At 29.6% G+C, this 22,060-nt stretch carries 27 protein-coding genes; 7 read left to right on the plus strand and 20 right to left on the minus strand.

Features of this window, described 5'->3' with window-relative positions:
* Positions 1-20 precede the first annotated feature (20 nt).
* The 5 genes from thrB to L8X33_RS01150 all read right to left on the minus strand — a co-directional run bounded on the left by thrB (position 21) and on the right by L8X33_RS01150 (position 4,527).
* A complete protein-coding gene (gene thrB / locus L8X33_RS01130) occupies positions 21-899 on the minus strand; it encodes a homoserine kinase (RefSeq protein WP_133319641.1) in 879 nt (292 codons plus the stop codon).
* Between the two features lie 8 nt (positions 900-907).
* Entirely contained in the window at positions 908-1,315 is a 408-nt protein-coding gene (locus L8X33_RS01135) for a tRNA threonylcarbamoyladenosine biosynthesis protein TsaB (protein WP_263660747.1), read from the minus strand.
* 41 nt (positions 1,316-1,356) lie between these two features.
* Positions 1,357-2,241 carry a UDP-3-O-acyl-N-acetylglucosamine deacetylase gene (gene lpxC, locus L8X33_RS01140; protein WP_220566489.1) on the minus strand — a complete coding sequence of 295 codons (885 nt, stop codon included), beginning with the start codon at positions 2,239-2,241 and terminating at the stop codon, positions 1,357-1,359.
* 2 nt (positions 2,242-2,243) lie between these two features.
* Positions 2,244-3,623 (minus strand): M23 family metallopeptidase, encoded by a 1,380-nt coding sequence (locus L8X33_RS01145; RefSeq protein WP_263659727.1) that lies wholly within the window; start codon positions 3,621-3,623, stop codon positions 2,244-2,246.
* Between the two features lie 76 nt (positions 3,624-3,699).
* Positions 3,700-4,527, minus strand: coding sequence for a prephenate dehydrogenase (locus L8X33_RS01150; RefSeq protein ID WP_263669747.1), 828 nt, complete (start codon positions 4,525-4,527; stop codon positions 3,700-3,702).
* A gap of 77 nt (positions 4,528-4,604) precedes the next feature.
* On the opposite strand from L8X33_RS01150, the gene bamA reads away from it, so the two are divergent.
* The 7 genes from bamA (at position 4,605) to L8X33_RS01185 (ending at position 10,822) form a co-directional block, all read left to right on the plus strand.
* The gene (gene bamA, locus L8X33_RS01155; protein ID WP_263661929.1) at positions 4,605-6,821 is read left to right on the plus strand and encodes an outer membrane protein assembly factor BamA; all 2,217 of its coding nucleotides are present in this window, start codon (positions 4,605-4,607) and stop codon (positions 6,819-6,821) included.
* Between the two features lie 50 nt (positions 6,822-6,871).
* The gene (accD, locus tag L8X33_RS01160; protein WP_263661930.1) at positions 6,872-7,714 is read left to right on the plus strand and encodes an acetyl-CoA carboxylase, carboxyltransferase subunit beta; all 843 of its coding nucleotides are present in this window, start codon (positions 6,872-6,874) and stop codon (positions 7,712-7,714) included.
* A gap of 2 nt (positions 7,715-7,716) precedes the next feature.
* Complete coding sequence (locus L8X33_RS01165) at positions 7,717-8,172, plus strand: 23S rRNA (pseudouridine(1915)-N(3))-methyltransferase RlmH (protein WP_263661931.1); 456 nt, start codon at positions 7,717-7,719, stop codon at positions 8,170-8,172.
* An 8-nt stretch (positions 8,173-8,180) separates the two neighbouring features.
* Complete coding sequence (gene dksA / locus L8X33_RS01170; protein WP_133319649.1) at positions 8,181-8,537, plus strand: RNA polymerase-binding protein DksA; 357 nt, start codon at positions 8,181-8,183, stop codon at positions 8,535-8,537.
* The gene (locus L8X33_RS01175) at positions 8,534-9,517 is read left to right on the plus strand and encodes a hypothetical protein (protein ID WP_263661932.1); all 984 of its coding nucleotides are present in this window, start codon (positions 8,534-8,536) and stop codon (positions 9,515-9,517) included. The genes dksA and L8X33_RS01175 overlap by 4 nt, the downstream gene beginning before the upstream one ends.
* Positions 9,514-10,440 carry a tRNA dihydrouridine synthase gene (locus L8X33_RS01180; RefSeq protein ID WP_263669748.1) on the plus strand — a complete coding sequence of 309 codons (927 nt, stop codon included), beginning with the start codon at positions 9,514-9,516 and terminating at the stop codon, positions 10,438-10,440. Before L8X33_RS01175 ends, L8X33_RS01180 begins: the two co-directional genes overlap by 4 nt.
* Positions 10,441-10,501: 61 nt before the next feature.
* Positions 10,502-10,822 (plus strand): hypothetical protein, encoded by a 321-nt coding sequence (locus L8X33_RS01185; RefSeq protein WP_133319652.1) that lies wholly within the window; start codon positions 10,502-10,504, stop codon positions 10,820-10,822.
* Here the strand turns inward: L8X33_RS01185 and recO are convergent.
* The 15 genes from recO to atpG form a co-directional block, all read right to left on the minus strand.
* Complete coding sequence (recO, locus tag L8X33_RS01190; protein ID WP_263669749.1) at positions 10,806-11,420, minus strand: recombination protein RecO; 615 nt, start codon at positions 11,418-11,420, stop codon at positions 10,806-10,808. The genes L8X33_RS01185 and recO overlap by 17 nt on opposite strands.
* Entirely contained in the window at positions 11,421-11,933 is a 513-nt protein-coding gene (locus tag L8X33_RS01195) for a cysteine hydrolase family protein (protein ID WP_220566498.1), read from the minus strand.
* Positions 11,926-12,687: an ATP-binding protein gene (locus tag L8X33_RS01200; RefSeq protein WP_263669750.1), complete on the minus strand. Its 762-nt coding sequence runs from the start codon at positions 12,685-12,687 to the stop codon at positions 11,926-11,928. Before L8X33_RS01200 ends, L8X33_RS01195 begins: the two co-directional genes overlap by 8 nt.
* Positions 12,684-13,370, minus strand: a complete 687-nt coding sequence (locus L8X33_RS01205; protein ID WP_133319656.1) for a 5'-methylthioadenosine/adenosylhomocysteine nucleosidase — start codon at positions 13,368-13,370, stop codon at positions 12,684-12,686. Before L8X33_RS01205 ends, L8X33_RS01200 begins: the two co-directional genes overlap by 4 nt.
* The gene (fabD, locus tag L8X33_RS01210) at positions 13,367-14,287 is read right to left on the minus strand and encodes an ACP S-malonyltransferase (protein WP_263661642.1); all 921 of its coding nucleotides are present in this window, start codon (positions 14,285-14,287) and stop codon (positions 13,367-13,369) included. The genes L8X33_RS01205 and fabD overlap by 4 nt, the downstream gene beginning before the upstream one ends.
* Positions 14,287-14,868: an FKBP-type peptidyl-prolyl cis-trans isomerase gene (locus tag L8X33_RS01215; RefSeq protein WP_263659718.1), complete on the minus strand. Its 582-nt coding sequence runs from the start codon at positions 14,866-14,868 to the stop codon at positions 14,287-14,289. The genes fabD and L8X33_RS01215 overlap by 1 nt, the downstream gene beginning before the upstream one ends.
* A 13-nt stretch (positions 14,869-14,881) precedes the next feature.
* On the minus strand, positions 14,882-15,874 hold the full coding sequence (locus L8X33_RS01220) for a tetratricopeptide repeat protein (protein WP_220566502.1): 993 nt from the start codon (positions 15,872-15,874) through the stop codon (positions 14,882-14,884).
* An 11-nt stretch (positions 15,875-15,885) separates the two neighbouring features.
* A complete protein-coding gene (gene pal / locus L8X33_RS01225) occupies positions 15,886-16,371 on the minus strand; it encodes a peptidoglycan-associated lipoprotein Pal (RefSeq protein ID WP_133319660.1) in 486 nt (161 codons plus the stop codon).
* Positions 16,372-16,437: 66 nt separating this feature from the next.
* A complete protein-coding gene (gene tolB / locus L8X33_RS01230; protein ID WP_263661935.1) occupies positions 16,438-17,637 on the minus strand; it encodes a Tol-Pal system protein TolB in 1,200 nt (399 codons plus the stop codon).
* Complete coding sequence (locus L8X33_RS01235; protein ID WP_133319662.1) at positions 17,637-18,413, minus strand: TonB C-terminal domain-containing protein; 777 nt, start codon at positions 18,411-18,413, stop codon at positions 17,637-17,639. Before L8X33_RS01235 ends, tolB begins: the two co-directional genes overlap by 1 nt.
* A 3-nt stretch (positions 18,414-18,416) precedes the next feature.
* Positions 18,417-18,806 carry an ExbD/TolR family protein gene (locus L8X33_RS01240; protein ID WP_133319663.1) on the minus strand — a complete coding sequence of 130 codons (390 nt, stop codon included), beginning with the start codon at positions 18,804-18,806 and terminating at the stop codon, positions 18,417-18,419.
* Positions 18,807-19,367, minus strand: coding sequence for a MotA/TolQ/ExbB proton channel family protein (locus L8X33_RS01245; protein WP_220566504.1), 561 nt, complete (start codon positions 19,365-19,367; stop codon positions 18,807-18,809).
* Positions 19,367-19,759, minus strand: a complete 393-nt coding sequence (gene atpC, locus L8X33_RS01250; RefSeq protein WP_133319665.1) for an ATP synthase F1 subunit epsilon — start codon at positions 19,757-19,759, stop codon at positions 19,367-19,369. The genes L8X33_RS01245 and atpC overlap by 1 nt, the downstream gene beginning before the upstream one ends.
* A 2-nt stretch (positions 19,760-19,761) precedes the next feature.
* Positions 19,762-21,159, minus strand: coding sequence for a F0F1 ATP synthase subunit beta (gene atpD / locus L8X33_RS01255; RefSeq protein ID WP_133319666.1), 1,398 nt, complete (start codon positions 21,157-21,159; stop codon positions 19,762-19,764).
* Positions 21,160-21,173: 14 nt separating this feature from the next.
* On the minus strand, positions 21,174-22,058 hold the full coding sequence (gene atpG / locus L8X33_RS01260; protein ID WP_263666800.1) for an ATP synthase F1 subunit gamma: 885 nt from the start codon (positions 22,056-22,058) through the stop codon (positions 21,174-21,176).
* Positions 22,059-22,060: the final 2 nt, after the last annotated feature.

A 22,060-nucleotide genomic window follows, 5' to 3' on the forward strand; every position in this document is an offset into this window, starting at 1 on the left:
ATATCTTTTTTTTGGAATTTTTAGCAAATTTTAAAGCCCTCATCATCAAATTCTAAAAGCTCAACTCTAAATTTAGCAAATTTATTTTTGATTTTTTCTTTGATTTGTTTAGCATCATCTTTATAAGCTAGAGTGAAAAAACTCGAACCTGAACCTGAAAGCGTGCTCATGAGAGCATTATTATCTAAAGCTAATTTTTGTACTTCAAAAAGCTCAGGTAAAAGTTTCATTCTTTGGTTTTGATGAAGTTTGTCTAAACTTGCATATTTTAATAAATCATATTTTTTCTCTAAAAAGCAAGCAGTTAAAAATGAAGCATGACAAAGATTAAAAACAGCATCTTCTAGATTAATTTTTTTAGCTAAAACTGTTCTTGATTTTTGAGTATTCATCGCTACATTTGGTATAGTTATAACAGCTTGTAAGTCTTTATCTACTTCTTTTTTTATAGCTAAGACTTTTTGATTGTGATTTAATGCACACACAAAACCTCCAAGAGCTGCTGGAGCTATGTTATCTGGATGATTTTCATATTTTAAAGCTTCATTTAAAATGATATTTTTATCTGCTTTAAATCCGCTTAATTCATAAGCACAAGCAATAGCTCCAATTATTACAGCAGAAGAACTTCCCATACCTCTTGCTAAAGGGATATTATTTTGAAAAACAAAACGAAAATTATCTTTTTTACCGCTAAGTCTTTGATAAATTTCATAAAAAATATTAACAAAAGTATTATTTTTTTTAAGATAGATATTATTTTCACCTTCTCCATGTATGTTAATACTAAAAAATTTAGATTTTTCAACTATAGTTTGATTAAAATGTTTTAAACTCAAACCCAAACAATCAAAACCAGGACCTAAATTTGCACTTGTCGCAGGAACTAAAATTTTCATTTTTTACCTTAATTAATTGCATCTAAAACATAAAAAGGTGTATTTTCTTTGCTTAAATTTAAACCTTTTAAACTTTGAGGCATAAAAAAACTTCCTGCTTGTGTCTTTTCTAAAATAATTTCACCATTGTCTTTTTTTACAAAACATAAATGTTTGTTTGCAGGTATAGGAGTGTTGTTATTTAACTCAAAAGCACTGATTGCTTTTAAAGGAATGTTTTTGACTATGGCTAATGTCTCAAAAGAAACATAAGAAATCTTTATACCCATGTAAGAACCTGGCCCATGTACATAAATAAGCTTTTCAAACTCATATTGCGAAAGTAATTCTTGCAATATTTTTGGTAAAACCTCGCTAACTTTTAAATCACTTTCAATGGTATTTAACAATAAATCATTTTCATAAATACCAAGCATTAAAGGTTTTGCTATGGCATTTAAAAGCAAAGTAACCTTTTTTATGCAAAAACCTTTTCATAAACCTTATGTGTGCTTTTTTCTAAGCTTACTACCTCATATGTACTAGGATCTTTTAAAAGTTCTTTAGTTAAAAGATGATTAAGCTTGTGTGAACCTGCATAAGAAGTATAATCTCCAAAAACTCTACATCCAAGCAAGGTTAAATCCCCAATAGCGTCTAAAATTTTATGACGCACAAATTCATCCTTAAAGCGCAAACCTTCAGGGTTTAAAATACGATTATCATCAATCACAACAGCATTTTCTAGGCTTCCACCAAGACCTAAATTCATAGCTCTTAAAGCTTGAACATCCTTTAAAAACCCAAAGGTTCTTGCTCTTGCTATTTGCTCTATGTAGTTTTGTTTGCTAAATTCAAAACAATAATTTTGTTTGCCTATAATAGGATTATCAAATTCGATTGTATAGTTTATAATAGGCATATCCGTAGGACTTAAACGCACAAATTTATTGCCTTCTTTTACTTCTACACTTTTTTTAATCACTAAAATTTTTTTTGCCGCTTCAAGCTCTTTTATACCTGCTTCTTCAAGCATCATACAAAAACCTATACTGCTACCATCCATTACAGGAGCTTCGTTTGCGTCTAAAACTATACGCACATTATCAATACCATAAGCATTAATCGCACTCATTAAATGTTCTATAGTAGAAACATAACCCCTATGATCGCCTATTACAGTAGCCATTTGTGTATCGATGACATTTTCAGGCTTTGCTTCATAAGAAATTCCCAAATCACTTCTATAAAACACTATACCACTACCAGCTTCTAATGGCTCTAATTTTATACTAATAGGCTCACCCTTGTGCAAACCTATACCAACACCTTTAACTTCTTTTGCTATTGTTGTTTGATTCATTTTTATTCACTCAAAATTCTTTTTTTGCTTGATTCTAATACATTATAGATATTTTCTTTTATCCATTTTGCATCTTGCCATTGCTCAGGACGCACTTCAACACCTTGCACCAAAACACCAAAATGCACATGATCTCCAAGCGCTAAGCCTGTAGTGCCTGTAGTGCCTATAACATCACCCGCTTTAACTCTATCGCCCACATTTACATCCACATTAGTGCAATGTCCATAAAGAGTATAAATCCCAAAACCATGATAAATAATAATATTTAGTCCATAAATTCCATTTTCTTGTACAAATACCACTTCACCATCGTTATTGCTAATGATAGGCGCTTCTTTTACGCTTGCTAAATCAAGTCCCATATGATAAGAACTACTAAATGCTTGATTATTATAAGAATAAAATCTATGGTCAGCATAATCAGCTACTTTTTGGCCATTTTTTAAAGGCTTGAAAAGATTGACTTTAAAATTATTAATCATAGTATCAGGAACTTTACTCGTAATATCATGAATGATAACTTCATTAGAAGCTCTTAAGTCCTCATTAACAAATTTAAATTTTTCAAGCCTGCTTAACTCTCTATCTTTTGGAGCATATTTTTGTGCTAAAAATTCAATCTTTCCATCTAAAAATCTATCACTTACTTTTATATTTGATACACGGTATTTTTTATTGGTAAAATAATATCTAATTCTTTGCTTGTTTACATTACCTGCTTTATCCACTGCCACCACATAAGCTCTAAAATGCTCATCAGTTGCCTCCCAAGGAATCAAAGCAGCATAATATCCTTCTTTCACATAAGGAGTTGCTTTAAAAATTTTATCTTTATCAGTTGTGATATAAACTTCTTGCAAATTCTCATCACTTGCTTTAAATACTACACTACCTACTCCACCTTGTTCGATTTGATAAGAATTGTCTAAAATTTCTACAAATGGTTTTTTAGTATCAATGATAACTTTCACTTCTTTAAGCGCTTGATTTCCTAAAAAGAAATTCCAAAAACTACTATCACTTGCTTCTATTACAAGCTTATAAGAATCAACATTTTCTTTATAAGCTGGTTTTGGTAGTTTTAAATCAAAATGGACACTTTTTTTATTACCTTTAACATGTTCATTAACAAGCATTTCACCATTTAATTCATTTGCTTTAAATAGTGTGACTTTAACATCTTTTAAAACGCTTTCATCGCTTATTTCTATAGATATAGGATCTGTTAAATTGCTATAAATAATATCTGATTTTGTTTGGATTAATGGAGGATTTTTTTCAAACAGCTTTGTATTTAACACAAAAACCCCAAAGGCTAAAAGTATTAAAAAAACTAGAAAAATCCATTTTTTATTTGATCTTTTACGCGTAAAAACCATATTCTCCACTTTCATTGTATAATTTTTGTAAAAATATATTATGCTTTAGCAAATTAAGAGTAAATTATAAAAAATTTTACAAAATTTCTCTTAACTTATTTGCACTTTTAATCCAAGCTTCAAGTTCATTTATATCACATTTTTCTATCATTTTTTTACACTCTTGTAATTCTTTTTGAAATAAATCAATAGAATTTAATAAATTTTGTTTGTTTTGTTCAAAAATACCACTCCACATTTGAGGGTTTGATTTTGCAATTCTACACATATCTTTAAAAGAAGGACCTCCTAGGTGGGCTATATTTTTTTTATTTTCTTCTTTCATCACAAAATTTGCCAAAGAAAAACTAATCACATGCGGTAAGTGTGAAATGATAGAAGCATGATGATCATGCGCGATACTATCCATAAATACAAGCTTCATTCCTAAATCTGAAAAAATTTCTATAGCTCTTTTTTGATGGATATGATCAGCATTTTGCACATCACATAAAACACAAACTGCATTTTTATACAAGTCTTTTATAGCTGCATTTGGACCACTATTTTCAGTTCCTGCCATAGGGTGAGCTGCGATAAATTGACTTTGTAAATCAGATGGTAAATTTTTAATAATTTCTTCTTTTGTACTTCCAAGCTCAATGATAGTGCAATCTTTAGAAATATCTTGAAATTCTTTTAAAATTTTTACAATAGCTCTTACAGGGATAGCTAAAAAAATCACATTACATTTTTTTAACTCTTCAAATGAAACAATTTTATCTATTAATTTTCGCTCTAGCGCGATTTGTTCAAATTCTTTGTTTATATCATATCCGCAAACTAAATCTATTAATTTATTCTCTCTTAAGCTAAGGCCCAAAGATCCACCTATTAAGCCAAGTCCGACTATACCTACTTTCATAAATTTTCCTTAAAAAGCATTAGTTAAAAATATTTTGGTATTATAACGATTTTGTATATAAAAATTTAGGTAAAATGATGAAAAAATGGTTTGTTTTCTTTGCACTCTCAAGTTCTTTATGTGCAGCTACGATTAAAGATATAAAATTTGAAGGCTTATCGCAACTTTCTAAAGAAAGTGCTATTGCGATTTCTAAATTAAAAATAGGACAAAAAATCGATCCTGCTAGTATAGATACAGCAATTAAAAATCTTTTTGATAGAAATTATTTTAAAGATATAGTAGTAGAAGAAAAAAATGGGGTGCTAATTTTTAAAGTAATAGAAAAACCTTCCATTGGAAAAATAGACATTCAAGGTATAGCAAGTAATGATAGAAAACAAATAGAAAGTCTTGTTGGTTTAAAACCTGGAATTTTATATGATGAAAATTCAGCTAAAGACGCAGCTGAAAAAATCAAACTTTTTTATCAAGCCAAAGGTTTTTATGATACTGTTGTAGAAATCAAAGATGAAAAATTAAGTAATTCAAGCTCATTAAAACTTACTTTTGTTGTAAATCGTGGGGAAAATATCATCATAGAAAAAGTACATTTAAGTGGTGCAAAAAATTTAAGTTATTCAGATATTGAACCTGCGGTAGCAAATAAACAAAGAGAAGCCCTAGGCTGGATGTGGGGCTTTAACGATGGTAAGCTTAAAATCTTTGATCTTGCAAATGATAGCTCAAGAATTTCAGATGTATATTTAAAAGAAGGTTATCTTGATGTAAGCGTATCTCCTGCTTTTTTAAATACTTATACAGATACTTATCAAGCTGATTTAACTTATTTTATCAACGAGGGCGAGGTTTATAAAGTTAAAGGGATTAAAATTTTTAATCCTATTTTTAGTGATGAAGAAAATGAAGCTTTAGTAAATGATTTAAAATTAAGTGTTGGAAAAATAGTTAATATAGAAAAACTAAGAGAAGATATAAAAACTATAGAAACAAAGACGGCTGATTTGGGTTATGCTTTTGTACAGGTTATACCTGATATACAAAAAGATAAAGAAAACCATGAAGCTGTGATTATTTTTAAAGTCATACCTAATGAAAAAGTATATGTTAGAAATGTTGAAATTTCAGGTAATACTAAAACAGTTGATAGGGTTATTCGTAGAGAGCTTTATCTAACCGAAGGCAATCTTTATAATAGAACTGATTTAATAGACTCAAGAAATGCTCTAAGAAGAACTGCATATTTTGAAAATGTAGATATTAAAGAACAAAGAGTAGATGATACACATATTGATTTGATAGTAGAAGTCAAAGAAGCTTCAACTGGAGCTATTTCAGGTGGTATTGGTTATGGAACTAGTGATGGAATTTTACTTAGTGCTTCATTATCTGATGCAAATATCTTAGGCTCTGGCATGAAAGGAAGTGTAAGTATAGACAAAGGCGATGATACACTTTCAGGTAGAATATCTTTAAGAAATCCTAGAGTAAATGATAGTGATTATTCTCTTGGAGGATCATTATATTCAGATCGTTTAGAATGGGATAGTTATGATGAGAGAAACTATGGTTTTGATATAAGTGTTGGTAAAACTTTGGGAAGATATACAAGTATAGATTTAACTTACAATCTTGAGCAAAGTGATATTTATCATTTGAGTGATCGCTTAATCGCTCAAGGATATAAACTTGGTAAAACTTACAAAAGCTCTATCACTCCTTCAATAGTATTTAACAATACAGATGATTATTATCTACCAAGATCAGGTTTTATCGCTTCAACCTCACTTGAATATGCAGGCTTAGGTGGAGATCAAGAATTTATAAGCTCTACTACTAAATTTAATTATTATCAAGGCTTAGAAGAATTTATAGGCTGGGATTTGATTTATCGTTATAAAGCAAGTTTTTATAAGGTATGGGATCAAGGTTATTTACCTATCAATGAGAAATTATACCTTGGAGGCATAGGAACTATTAGAGGTTTTGATAGAAGAAGCGTGAGTCCTAAAAACGAATGGGGTGATGAAACAGGTGGTACAGTGGCTTTTGCTAACTCTGTAGAGCTTAGTTTTCCAATCTTTGATAGAATCAAGCTAAGAGGAAGTGTATTTTTTGACTATGGTGCCATAGGTGAGAGTTCTTTAAGTCAAATTCAAAGATGGAGTACAGGTGTTGGCTTTGAGTGGCTAACCCCACTAGGTGCTTTAAATTTAGTTTTTGCTAAACCATTTAACACTAATTCAAAAGACGACTTAAGCAAATTCGAGTTTATGTTGGGTGCAAGATTTTAAAAATACTAAAATCTTGCTATAATTTTGAAATTTTATTTTAGGTAGAGATAATGAATTTTTTAGATATTTTTTCTAGTATAAGACGCAAACAAGCCGCTCCAAGCGAAGCTCCAAATCACTGGGTAAAATGTAATTCTTGCCATGCGTTAATGTATTATAAAGAAATAGAAACTTGTTATAATGTTTGTCCTAAATGTAATTTTCATATGAGATTAAATCCTTTAAAACGCATCGAGCTACTTAGTGATGAAGATACTTTTGTAGAAATGGATAAAGATTTACATGCGATTGATCCGCTTAAATTTGTTGATAGTAAATCATATAAAAAAAGATTAGCAGAAAATGAAGAAAAAACAGGAAGAAAAAGCGCTATAATAAGCGGCGAGTGCAATATAGATGGCATTAAAACTCAATTAGTTGTTTTTGATTTTTCTTTCATGGGTGGAAGTTTGGGCTCAGTAGAAGGTGAAAAAATTCTTAGAGCGATTGAAAGAGCGATTGAAAAAAAAACTCCTGTTGTTATAGTGAGTGCAAGTGGTGGAGCTAGAATGCAAGAAAGCACTTATTCTTTAATGCAAATGAGCAAAACAAGTGCGGCATTAAAGCTATTAGCAGAAGAAAAGCTTCCCTATATTTCTGTCTTAACTGATCCAACTATGGGTGGAGTGAGTGCATCGTTTGCTTGGCTTGGAGATATCATTATGGCTGAACCTGGTGCCCTAGTAGGTTTTGCAGGAGCTAGAGTTATCAAACAAACTATAGGTACTGATTTACCAGAAGGCTTTCAAAAGGCCGAATTTTTACTTGAACATGGATTAATTGATGCTATTGTAGAAAGAAGTGAACATAAAAAATTTATAGCAGATTTTTTAAGATTTTTTTCTAAAAATTAAAAATGCATATTAATCTTTTAAGCATTCAAAAAAACAATAATAATGAATTCAGTAAAATAGATGAGCACTACACCAAGCTCATCAAAAAATTTTGCAATTTTAATGATATTTGTATTTTTAACAGTAAAATTAATTTAGCACAAAATACCAATACCATAGAAGCAAAAAAATCTTATACAAACGCGCTAAATCCTTATAAAAAAGGTTTTTGCATAGCTTTAGATGAAAATGGTAAAGAGCTTACAAGTGTAGAATTTGCTAAATTATTACAAGATAAAAATGAAATTTCTTTTTTTATAGGCGGTGCTTATGGCCTTGAAAAAGAATTCATCGCACAAATGCATACAAGCATAGCTCTTAGCAAAATGACTTTAGTGCATAAATTTGCTAAAACTATGCTTTTAGAACAAATTTATCGTGCATTTTGCATTAATACAAATCATCCATACCACAAATAGGAGCATTTATGCAAGAGTTAAATCTTGAAGAATTTAAAAATATATTACTTCAAAGACAAAAAGAAATTTTACAAGAACTTCAAGGTAATATAGACAATATCCATGATCTGCAAGATAGTGAACCAAGAGATGAAGTTGATTTACAACAAATTGACAACAGCTCACATATTGACTTAAAAATCAATGAAAATTTAAAAACAGAATTAGAAGAAATTAAACATTCATTAAGCAAAATAGATAACAATACTTATGGAATTTGTGAGTATTGTGATGAAGATATACATCCTGAAAGACTCAAAGTAAAACCTCACGCAAAATATTGTATAAATTGTCGTGAAAACTTAGAAAAAAGGAAAGAATTATGAAAGTAAAATTATTTTTCTTTGCAAGTTTAGTTTATCTTTTAATCGTAGCAGCCTTAGTTTATAATCTAAATTTGGGAAATTACACTTTCACAATTTCTACTTTTGAGCTAAATTTACCTATCAGCTTATGGGTAATTTTACCTGCATTTATTTTGATGATTTTAGCTTTATTACATATGAGCTTTTATGGTTTTTTAAAACATTTACAATACAAAAATCTTATTAAAGATAGCAAAAATTATGAAAATTTTTTAATTGATGTATTTTTGAAAAAAATAAGTAAAATTAAATTTAAAACTCAAGAATTTCAAGATATAGCCAAAAACACTCAAGCTCTTTATTTTAAAGAAAAAAATCAAAATACAAAAATAGATGATATTATAAATATTTTAGAGCAGTTAGACAAAAAGGAATTTGTGGAATTAAAAAAATACAAACTCGATCCACATAATGAAATTTTCATTTTAAATGAAAAAAATCACTTCCAAAAAGATAATGACTATGCTTTTTCTTTTATTAAAAATAAAGAAATTCTGACAAATGAATTAGAAAATTTTGCTTATAAAATGGTATTAGATAATGCACCTTATAGCCAAATTAAAACACTAAAAATACAAAAAAATCAAGATGATATTTTATTACTTTTGGATAGATTTGAAAAAGAAAATTTGGAATTAAATCATGCTGAAATCGAAGTTTTGCTTAGCATGAATACCTTAGATGATAAGTCATATTTACAATGCACAAAAATACTTTGTAAAAAAATAGAGCCTCAAATATTAATTGCTTTATTTAAAAAGTTAAAAGATAGTCATTCTCAAGCTTTAAGAGCTTATCTTTATACTTTAGCAGAATTTGGTATGTATGATGAATTGCTTAATGAATTAGGAAATGATCAAAACGAACATAAGGATTTTAGACTCTTGCTCTTTTTAAGAGAACATAATAAAAAAATAGAACTTGAAAAATTTATACAATGATAGATTTTAGTAAAAAACCTTTGTTTTTAGCTCCTATGGCAGGTTTTTCAGACTTGCCTTTGAGAAATTTAGTTAAACAATTTGGGGCTGATGTAACAATTAGTGAGATGATAAGTTCTAATGCTTTAGTGTATGAAAGCTCAAAAACTCTTAAAATGTTAGAAAAAGCTGAACTTGAGAATCCTTATATAGTTCAAATTGCAGGCTCGGATGAAAGTGTGATTCAAAGAGCGGTAGAAATATTAAATCGTTTTGATTTTATAGATGGGATTGATTTTAATTGCGGCTGTCCTGTAAATAAAGTTATAAAACAATGTGCAGGCAGTGCTCTTTTGCAAGATCTTGATAAATTGCAAAGAATTTTAGAACTTATCAAAAAAACAAGCAATAAAAAGCTAACTAGTGTCAAAGTAAGATTAGGGTTTGAAAAAAAAGATCCTATTGCTATTGCTAAAGCATGTGAAAATGCTGGGGTAGATTTTATCAGTATGCATGGTCGCACTAGAAAACAAATGTATAGTGGAAATTCTGATTATGAAGCTATAGCTTTAGCTAAAGAAAATATCAAAATTCCTTTAGTTGCAAATGGCGATATTAGCACAGAAAATGCTAAAGAAGTTTTTAAAATAACAAATTGTGATGCATTGATGATAGGGCGTGCAAGCATAGGAAAACCTTGGATATTTCACGAGGTAAAAACTGGCAAAAAAATCGATAAAACTTTAAAAAACAAAATCATCTTTACACATTTTGAAGAAATGCTAAAACATTACAAAGAACAAGGTATAAGCATATTTAGAAAGCACTTACATGAATATTCTAAAGGCTATGAAGATGCTTCAAATTTTAGAGATTGTGTTAATCGCATTAATGATGCAGAAATTATGCGAAAATATATGCAAGAATTTTTCAATAAGGAATGATTTTTGCTTGTAAATTTCTAAGCAATATGAATGAAGAGATACCATAAAACAAGGAAGGTTCATGGCAGCTCATATCAATTCAAAAGGGATTTACAAAGCATTAGGTGGCATTAGAACAAGTGCAAATAATCTAGCAGCACATGCTTCAAAGCTTAACAATCATAGTTTAAATTTCGAGCAAGTTTTACAACAAACACAACCAAAATGTATAAGCACTTGCTTACAAAGCTCCCAAAAACAACTTGGAAATTTGCTTGAAGATATTAAAAATAGTAAGGAAGCTATTATAAAAAATACACATATTGATAGTGCAAATATCATCGCAAAATTAAGACAAGAGGCTATTATGATGTATGATATTACTCTTAAAAACCCTCTTTAATGATTTTATATAAATTATCAATATATTCATCGCTAAAATGCGATGAATTAAAATTTTCATAAAACCTCACAAGATCTTCAGCTTTAAACTCATAGCCAAAAGCACATTTTTTATGTGCAGGCAAAAAAGCCCTTATCAATACAATATCTTCTTTTATACACTCATCACATAAAAAGCAAATAAAATCCTTATGCAAGCGCCCTTCAAAGCTTATAATCTTTAAATAAGCATCCACAATCACACGCTTGCAATCTTGTTTTTCAAAACGCTTAGCACAATCTTCTAAAAGCTCAAAATAAAAACTATCAATCTCCTCAACATCTTTTAAATGCCAATAAAAAAGCCTGATAAATTCTTGCCAAAAAAACATTTTTTCTCTATCTAAAACCCAAGAAAATCCAATATGTAAAACATCTTTTAAGCGCGGTAAAAATCTAGAACTTTCTTCAAGTTCAAAATCAATCTTATATCCATTTAGAATATTAGAATGTCTCATTCCGTAAAATCTATAACTTTTAATAACTTTTTTGGCACTTAAAAGATAAACAATCAAATCCTCATCTTTTACGCTCTGAGTGTGCAAAATAAAGCCTTGCATCTATAAAAGCTCTATGCCATAAGCTTGTAAAATTTCATAAGCACTATTTTCTAAAGATTCATTAAAACTTGCAGTAGCATTTTTATGTAAAATAATTTTAGAATTAGGCGTGGCGCTTTGAGCTAAAATAATATTACTAAATACACAAATATGCGAAACTAAGCCACAAAATTCTATACTTTCATAATGATTTTGTTTTAAAAAATTAGCCAATTCTAAACTACCAAAAGCATTCTTATAAAAGATTTTTTTTGCATTTTTTAAATACACATCAAAATCGCTTGGCATTTGCCAACCAAAAGTATCTTTAATACAATGATAAATAGGCAGTTTTTTTCCTTCTTGGGTTTTTAAATAATTCTCATCATGCGTATCAAAAGTAAAAACAACATCACCTTGATGATTTTTTAAAAGAGTAAGAATATTATCTTTTATCTTGGTAGCTTTTTCAAAACCTAAGCTACCATCGATAAAATCATTTTGATAATCAACTATAATTAAAAGTTTAGTCATTATCCTTAACCATGAAAAAACTATCCGTGTGGATATTTTCAAATGCAGTTTTTAAGCTCGTAAATAATTTTGGATTTTCTTTTTCTAAATTTGCTAAAAGCTGTTTAGCTTCTTCTCTAGCATGAGGAAATTTTACATTTTTTTCACTTAATTTCATACCAGGACAAAATTCATTACCAATTACTTCTAATTCATTATTAATAGCATTTTCCCTTAATTGTCTTTCTCTTACAAAAATCAAAGGACGGATGACTTCTATATCTCTTTTACTTTTATATTTTGGCGCTAAACTTCTAAGAGCACCATTATAAATGAAATTCATAAAAAAACTCTCTACTGCATCATCTAAATGATGAGCTATGGCTAATTTATTAAAACCATTTTCTAAGGCGTAAGTATATAAAGCACCACGCCTCATTCTTGAAAAATAGCTACAAAAGCTTGAATTTTTTCTAATGGTATCACCTGAAATTTCATAAATATTAGAATCAATAACCTCATGGTCAATACCATGTTCTTTACAGTGATTATGAAGTTTGGTGTAATCTTCACCCATGCCATAACTTAAAGTTACTGCTTTAAGTTCAAATTTAAAAGGTGCATGTGCTTGCATACGCTTTAAAAGATGAGCTAGAGCTAGAGAGTCTTTCCCGCCACTAAGTCCTAATAAAACTTTATCATTATCTCCTATTAAGGAAAACTTAGCATTTGCTTTTGCAACTTCTCTGATTAGTCTTTTGCTAAGATTTATCATAATTTCTCACAAATTTTTAAAACAAAATTAGCTGAAATTTTAGCGGATTTTTCTACAAACTCATCAAAGTCAAATTCAGCTTTTTCACCTGCCTTATCACTCATTGATCTTAAAACCAAACATGGAATTTTTAAAGCATCACATACCAAAGCCACACTAGCTCCTTCCATTTCACAAGCATCTGCATTAAAAATTTCTCTAATTTTTGCTTTTTTATTCTCATCACAAATAAATTCATCACCCGTAGCGATAATACCTGATTGTAATTTAACACCAAGTTCTTTAGCAACCTCTATGGCAAGATTATTAAGCTTATCGTCTGTTTTTATAAAAATTTCATTACCAGGAACATAACCAAGCGGATGTCCAAAAGCTGTAATATCTAAATCATATTGAGCTAATTTTGTAGCATAGATTAAATCCCCTATTTCCAAACTAGGATTAAAAGCACCAGCCACTCCTGTAAAAAGCATAAGTTCAGCTTTAAATTTTTCTATCATAATAGTCGCGCTAAGAGTGGAATTTACTTTCCCTATCTTAGAATAAGCGATGATTAATTCATGATTTTTGTATTTTGCAATATAATAAGTATTATTTGCATATTCAATTGTTTGATATTCTTTTAATGTTTCGAGTAAAGGAGTAACCTCTTCGGGCATAGCTCCTAAAATAGCTATTTTCATTTAATCACCTTTAGAATTTCATCAATATCTTCTATTTTACTTAAAGCATAAGTTTCTTTTTGAGTGATTTTTTTATTTAAGCCCTTTAACACGCTCGCACCAAATTCTATATAAAAATCCACTTCATTGTCTATTGTTTTAATGCTTTGTTTATAAAGAACAGGCTTTATAAGTTGCTCACTTAAAAGTGTTAAAGCTTGAGTTTTATCACTATATATTTTTGCATTTACATTTGAAACTACACTTTTAAAATCATCTTTTAACACAAGCTCTAGTTCTTTTGTAAGTTTTAAAGACGCATTTTTTAATAATGGACAATGGCTTGCAACACTCATATTCAAAAGCATAGCTCTTTTGGCTCCTGCATTCTTAAACTCACTCTCATAAGAAGCTAAATCAGGCTTTAAGCCCGCTACTACAATCTGTCCTTCACAATTATAATTAGCTGCAAAAATACTTTTTTGCTCACTTAATGCCTTTTGACAAAGTTCTTCTACTGCTTTATCTTCAAGTCCTAAAACCACCATCATACCAGCTTCGATTTTAGAGCAATCCTCCTGCATAAATTGGCCACGCTTGTTAACAAGTGCTATAACACCTAAAAAGTCAAATGCACCTTGAGTCGCTAAAGCACTAAATTCTCCTAGTGAATGGCCTAAACTATACTTAGCTTCTATACTAGCTTGCTCTTTTAAAGCTTCATAAGCCATTAGTGAGTTTAACACTATGGCCATTTGCGTAAATTCACTTTTATTTAAATTTTCATTTTCCTTAAAAAGCAAATTTTTAAAATCAATTTTACAATAATCACTTGCACAATCTAATAATTCTCTTGCTTTAAGTGAATTCTCATAAAAACTAAGCCCCATACCAACACTTTGAGAGCCTTGGCCTGGGAAAATAAATGCACTATTCATTAGTGTCCACCGCAGCAACCGCCACCACCATGTCCGTGGCCACCACAACATCCACCACCATGTCCGTGATGATGATCATGATGATGTCCTCCGCCACCACATCCACAACTTCTGCTACCTGCAATAATTCCTGTTAAAATTTCATCTTCACTTGCAGCTCTAACATCTACAATATTAATTGAAAATAACAAGTCTTTTCCTGCGTAAGCATGATTATAATCAATAGTAACTTCATTCTCAGTAATTTCTCTAACAATTACTCTTACTGTATTACCATCTTCGCCTTCGCCAAAAAGCTCCATACCAACTTGCAAATCAATCCCTGCAAATTGTTCTTTTGGTAAAGTTTGCAATGCATTTGCATCATATTCACCCAAAGCATTTTCTTTTTTTATCACAATATCGGCATTACATGGGGCATCAAGTTTTTGAATTTCCTCTTCTAGTCCTTCTAAAATTTGACCCTTACCTAAAATAAAAGAAATAGGTTCAGCATAAATATTTGATTCTAAAACTTCATTTGTGTTTGCATCTTTTAACTCATAAAACATTGAAACTACACTATTTTTTTCTATAGCCATTTTATCTCCTTTTTTATTTTCTATCTGGCGAAACTTTTGCTTCAGGACTATCAGGATAAGCTGTCTTTAAAGCTTTGTAAAATTTATTAGCACTTTTTGGATCCCCAACTTTATCTAAGCTAATAGCCGTATGATAAAGTAATTTTGGCACATAATCACCCTTGGTGCTTATAGCAGAACTTTTTTTGTAAAATCCCAAAGCGCCTGCATAATCTTTTTGTTTATATCTTATCTCTCCAAGCCAAAAAGTAGATCTAGCAGGTTTATAATGGATACTAATTAAATGCTCAAATTTTTCTTTTGCATCATCAAATTGATTTTTATTGGTTTCATCAATAGCTTTTTTTAAAATTTCGCTAGATTGCAGTTTTTTCCAACTATCATCTTTCACTTGAACAATTTCTTTTTCCAAAGTCGTATTTACTTCTTTAATGACTTCTTGGGTTTTATTGCTTTCACTAGCAATAGGAACAACTTGGATATTATTTGTTTGATTTTGCACTCTAGCTATTTCCGATTGAAAAAAAGTTATGGTTTGGTTCATATCTTCTTTAGAAACATAATCATCATTAATTTTATTGATCAAAGTTGTTATTTCGCTCAATACTTTTTGAATTTCTTGGTGATTTTTTTCTTGAATTTGCCTATTTTCTTCTACATAAGCTCTTAAATTTTGAATTTCTTTTGTGATATTTGCATCAAAATTTTGATAGTTTTCTTCTAGTGAAAGTAATTTTGTATTTGCTTTAGAATATTGAGCATTTAAACCCTCGGTTACACTTTGTAAACCTTCTATATTTTCTACAGCAGTATTTATCTTACTAGTCAAATTAGTATAATATTCATTTAAAGCTTTTAAGCGTTCTTGATTTTCGTATTGTAATTTTTCATTTTGAGTTAAGCCATAAGGTGTTTTTGTATCTACTTTTCCTGCATCAAATGCTGAAATTTCAGCGTATAAAAAAGTAGCTCCTAAAAGAGCTACTGATAATAATTTGATTTTCATTTATTTAAAACTTATTTTGATAATTTAAATTCTGCACGACGATTTTGCGCATCACAAGCTTTTGTTCTTTCAGTACATACAGGATTAGTTTCTCCATAACTTTTTACGCTTATTCTATCTGCGCTAACACCTTGAGCTACTAAAGATTCTTTAACAGCTTTAGCTCTTTTTAAACCTAGAGCTTGATTATATTCATCAGTTCCCCATTCATCGCAGTTTCCCTCAACTACAATTGCAGCATTCGCGGCTTCTTTGTTGAAAATTTCAGCATTATCTGCAACAACTTTTTGCATATCTTTTCTAACATTAAATTTATCAAAATCAAAATACACATTTGCAATAGAATTTAAAGATTCAAGATTTTCAAATCTATCAGAACCACCACTACCTTTTGATCCATCTACACTACTTGAACTGCTTACACTAGTATTTTTTGTAGCACAACCACTTACAATAACAGCAAATGCAGTAATTGAAGCAAAAATGATTTTTTTCATTGCTTTTCCCCTTTTTTATTTAAAAATCATGTTTAATTATAACAAAAAAAATACAATTTTGATATTTTACCAATCAATTGATTGAATTTTACCCACCTTTAAACCATAATGAAAAGCCCTATTTGCATTAATTCTAATGACTCCTAAGGCACTTTGTGAACCTAAATATTTAATAAATACTACACTTTCTCCATCACTTGAAAATCTTGGAAAAAGATTTTTACCATTTGCAGTGAGTTGTCTTATATAATCACTTTTGGTTGACATTAAATAAAGATTAAAAACCCCACTTTGATTTACCTCCCTGCTAGAATAAACCATATAATGTTTATAGGTAGAAACTGAAGAATTATTTTTACCATGAAAAACTACTTGTTCTGTTAAATTAGAATCTAAATTTTGCATAAAAATATTTGGATAACCTAAACGATCTGATACAAATACGATTTTTTTATCATCATCTACAAAGTTGCCATTTACATCAATACCCGTATAATTTGTAATCTGTTTTAAATCTTTTGTATCTGTATCATACAAATACACATCTGGCTGATCTTTTGGCGCCATAGTAAGTAAAATTTTTTTACCATCATCGCTAACATCAGAAGCAACCATCATACCCTTACTAGCAATGATTTTTGTGATGTTTTTATTTTTCATATTATATTTATAAAGTGTTGGAATTTCATCTTCATAAGCAGTGAAATAAAATGCATCTTGTTCTTTATTTGCCCATTTGGGAAATAAATTTAAACCTTTTGATATTAATATCTTTTGATAAGTTAAAGTATAATCTGCTAACAAAATATCACTTTGCTTATTACCTTGAGTTCTAGCTATTAAAATTTTATGATCCATCCAATCAACCGGTGCAAAACCTAATTTTCTATTCATTTGAGCGACACTTCTATGTGCTAAAAATGGATATTCTTCAATGGAAAGAATTTGCTCATAAAATCTCGTTTTTGTTTCATTTGCAGCTAAAATTTCAACATCAATATCCAAAAGCTTACCATTTTTATTTAAAACATAAGAAAAAATATAATCACCTTGTTTTTCATCTTGAGTTAATTCAAAATTTGAACTCACTTTTATATCATTAACAAGCATATTATAAAAGCTTTTTTTAAGATCTAAATCATTCAATCTTGATTGATCTTTAATATAAATTTTAGGTAATTGCATACCTTTATTTACAACAGATATTGTCGCATCTTGCCCAAATAATACTGAACAAAAAAATAAAAACGCTAATATTTTTTTCATCACTTCTCCGTTTTAAACTCAATTATATCACTAAGTTTCATTTTAATTTTTCTTATTTTACCATTTGGAGGTAAAGTTATGTATTTTCCTTCTAAATTTTGTAAAAATTCTTTTGCCTTTTTATCAAAATTATCACTATGTGCGCTAGTGGTACTTAACAAATAAAAATATCCGTTATTATCAATTACAAATTCTACTTCTATACTTAAATTACCACTAGGATTGTATATTCTCCATCTATCTTCAAGATGTTTTCTAACAGCACCTAAAAATTGATCATAAACTCCTATTTTTTGTTCTATAACAGATTGTCCTAGTTCTTGATTAATTTGTAGATTTTCATTTAATTGCTTAGAAAAATCATTGATTTTTTCTCTTTGAGTAAAAGTGGGTTTTTTCGATGGCATTGAAGATTGCACTTTTGTAGTTTTTTCTTCTTGATAGTCTTCTATTTTGCCAAATAACTCATTGAAAACACTAGCTTGTTGTTCTACATTTTGAGTATTAACATTTTTATTTGTAGTGTATTTTTGCAAAAGATTCTCTTCAAATAAACTTTGCAAATTTTCCTTTTGTAACTCTTGTATCATATTTACTTGATTTTGATTTATACTATCTCCAAGTTCTATATTAATAAAACTATTGGGATCATTGGTATATTCAATAGCTTTTGGCTTATATTCGACTAACTTAAAAAATACTAAAAAAACAACAAAAAAATAAACTAAAATCGCATAAGTAAAAGCTTTAAAATTATATGTAGAATTTTCTTCCATTTTTTACTCAGTTTGCAAAGCAACTTTTTGAAAACCCAAATGCTTCATTGTTCTTAAAACACTCATTACATCATCATATTTTAAATTCTTATCCGCTCTAATGAAAACTGTTTCTTGAGTATTATATTGCACTTTTAATGCATTCATATTATCCGCAAAACTTAAAAAATTAAATTTATCTTTTCCTATAAAAATTTCTTTTTTTGCATTAATTGTTATAATTAAACTTTTGATATTTGGAGCACTTGAAGTTTTTTGTGAACCTTGAGGAAGTTGAACTTTTTCTTCATATGTAATACTTGGTGCTGTTACCATTAAAATAGCAAGCAATACAAGCATAATATCCACTAAAGGTGTAATATTTAGTTCGGGTTTTTCTTCTAAAAACATCAATTAAACCTTTGCTGAACTTACTAATACTTTTATCTCACTATCTAAAATATTAATTAGTTCATAAGCTTTGCGTTTGATAATCAAATGAAAACTATATGCGGGAATTGCCACTAAAATTCCACAACCTGTAGCTACCAAAGCTTCACTAATTTTTGGCGCAATAATACTCAAAGAATTTTGCATTTCTAAACCACCAAAAGTTTCAAGTATAGAAATAACTGTACCAAAAAGACCTATAAAAGGAGAGGTTGAAGCAATAATACTAAGCCAAGTTAATCCAATTGTGGCTTTTTTTTCAACAGAATTTTTATAAATATTCATCTTAGTTTCATCAATCTCAATACATTTTTTTAAAATTGATGCACTTTGGCTTAAATCCCTCTCTCCTCTCATCAAAGCTTCTAAAGCCTGACTTTCATCTTGCATCCATTTATTAATAAGCATTAATCTTGAAAATAAAATACTAAAACTAAGTATAAAATACACCGAAAGCCAAGCCAATACAATATAAGTAATTAAGCTTGTATTTTCAAAAAAATGAAAAATTGATTGAAAATCCACTATTTTTGCCTTACATTATTATCCATCTTAGCAAAAGTAGAAGCTAAAGCAACACTATCACTACTCATAGATTTGATTAAATCTTTTGCATCTGCTAATCTTTTTGCTATTTCACTATCACTATTTCCTCCAACCCACACAGCACCTTTTGCTAAAACGCTTACTTTCGTTTCAGAAACTTTCGCATGACCTGAATCAATAGCAACTAACTCATGAGTAGAATCTGATTTTTCTATATCTATAATCCCTGCCCTTAAAGAAGAAATTAAAGATGCATGTCCTTTTAAAACACCAAATTCACCTTCACTTCCAGGAAGAACAATAGATTTTACATTATCATTGTAAATCATACCAAGAGGCGTTACCACCTCTATATGTATTAAATTATCCATTATTAAGCCTTAAGTTTTTCTGCTTTTTCAATAACTTCATCAATTCCACCTACCATATAGAAAGCATTTTCAGGTAAATGGTCATATTTTCCTTCTAAAATACCTTTAAAACCTGCTATTGTATCTTCTAAACTAATATATTTACCAGGACTTCCTGTAAATACTTCAGCAACGAAGAATGGTTGAGATAGGAATTTTTCAATTTTTCTTGCTCTTTCAACGATCAATTTATCTTCTTCACTCAATTCATCCATACCTAAAATAGCAATAATATCTTGCAAATCTTTGTATTTTTGAAGTACTGATTGTACTCCACGAGCTACTTTATAATGCTCTTCACCAATAATTTGTGGATCAAGCATTCTTGAAGTAGAATCAAGCGGATCAACAGCTGGATAAATACCTTTTTCAGCAATTGATCTATTTAAAACCGTAGTTGCATCTAAATGCGCAAAAACAGTTGCAGGAGCAGGGTCTGTTAAATCATCTGCTGGCACATAAACTGCTTGAACTGAAGTAATAGAACCTTTTTTAGTTGAAGTAATTCTTTCTTGGAATTTACCCATTTCGCTAGCTAAAGTTGGTTGATAGCCAACGGCTGAAGGAATTCTTCCTAAAAGTGCCGACATTTCAGAACCTGATTGTGAAAATCTAAAGATATTATCAATAAACATCAACACATCAAGTCCCATTTCATCTCTAAAATACTCAGCCATAGTAAGACCTGTTAAAGCAATACGATTTCTTGCTCCTGGTGGTTCATTCATTTGACCATAACATAATGCAACTTTATCTAAAACATTACTTTCTTTCATTTCATTGTAAAGATCATTACCCTCGCGAGTTCTTTCACCAACACCTGCAAAAACAGAATAACCACTATGTTTAAATGCAACATTGTGGATTAACTCCATAATAATAACGGTTTTACCAACACCTGCACCACCAAAAAGTCCTACTTTACCACCTTTTGCATAAGGAGCTAACAAATCAACTACCTTAATACCTGTTTCAAAAATTTCACTTTTTGTACTTTGCTCTTCAAATGGAGGTGGATCTCTATGGATTGACCAATGTTTATCAAAATTGATCTCTTCACCCTCATCAATCAAATCACCTGTTACATTGAAAATTCTTCCAAGTACTTTTTCGCCCACTGGAACGCTAATTGGGTTTCCAGTCGCAACAGCCGTTAAACCCCTAACAAGACCATCAGTCATATCCATAGCGATAGTTCTTACTTTATTATCACCCAAATGCGCAGCTACTTCAAGCACTAGCTTGCATTCTTTTCCTTCTAATTCATAATTTACAATTATAGCTTCGTTAATTTGTGGAAGATATTCTTTAAATTCAACATCAACCACTGGTCCTAAAACTTGAGAAATAAAACCTTGCATCATCACTCCTAAATTTATTTCATTGACTCAACACCACTGATAATTTCTATCAATTCGGTGGTAATAGATTCTTGTCTTGCTTTATTATAAGCTAAATTGAGTTGTTTAACTCTAGCTTTTGCATTATTGGTTGCATTATCCATAGCTTGCATTCTTGCACTATGCTCAGCCGCCAAAGAATCAACTAAAGAAAAATACATATTATATTCAAAATAAGTTTTTAATAAATCATTTAAAATTTCTTCATCTTCAGGTTCTAAATCCATTAAAGATTGAGACTCTTGTTCTTCTTTGCTCGCAATAGCTTGCACTGGTAATAATTCATTAATACGAATTTCTTGTGAAATCATATTTTTATAGCCATTATGTACAATTACAACCTTATCTGTAACTTCATTTATAAAATCATCAACTGCATTTTTAATAATAGCACAAGCTTTTTCATAATCAGGGCTAGAGCTTGTGTCTAAATATTTTTCTAAAATTTCAATATTTTGAAAATTAAAATACTCTATACCTGTTTTACCAATAGCTCTTAATCTTACCTTGATTTTTTTTGCTTTACAATCTTCAAGCATTTCATTTACTGTTTTAATAGTTTTAATGTTAAAACCACCGCATAAACCTTTATCAGCAGTAATGAAAATAATATCCATTTTTTCAACATTGTCTTTTTTTCTAAAAAACGGAAGTTTATCATCAAGTCCTTCGTATTGATTAATCTTGAATGCAATTTCAGATAAAACTTCATCAATTTTTTGAGCAAAAACTTTTGACTTTTTAGCTGCCTCTTCTGCCTTTCTTAATTTGGCAGTAGAGACAAGCTTCATAGCATTAGTTGTCTTTTGTGTATTATGAACACTTTTTATTTTTCTTTTTATTTCTTTTAAATTAGACATTT

Source organism: Campylobacter sp. CNRCH_2014_2849, assembly GCF_025772845.1.
Classification (GTDB): Bacteria; Campylobacterota; Campylobacteria; order Campylobacterales; family Campylobacteraceae; genus Campylobacter_D; species Campylobacter_D lari_D.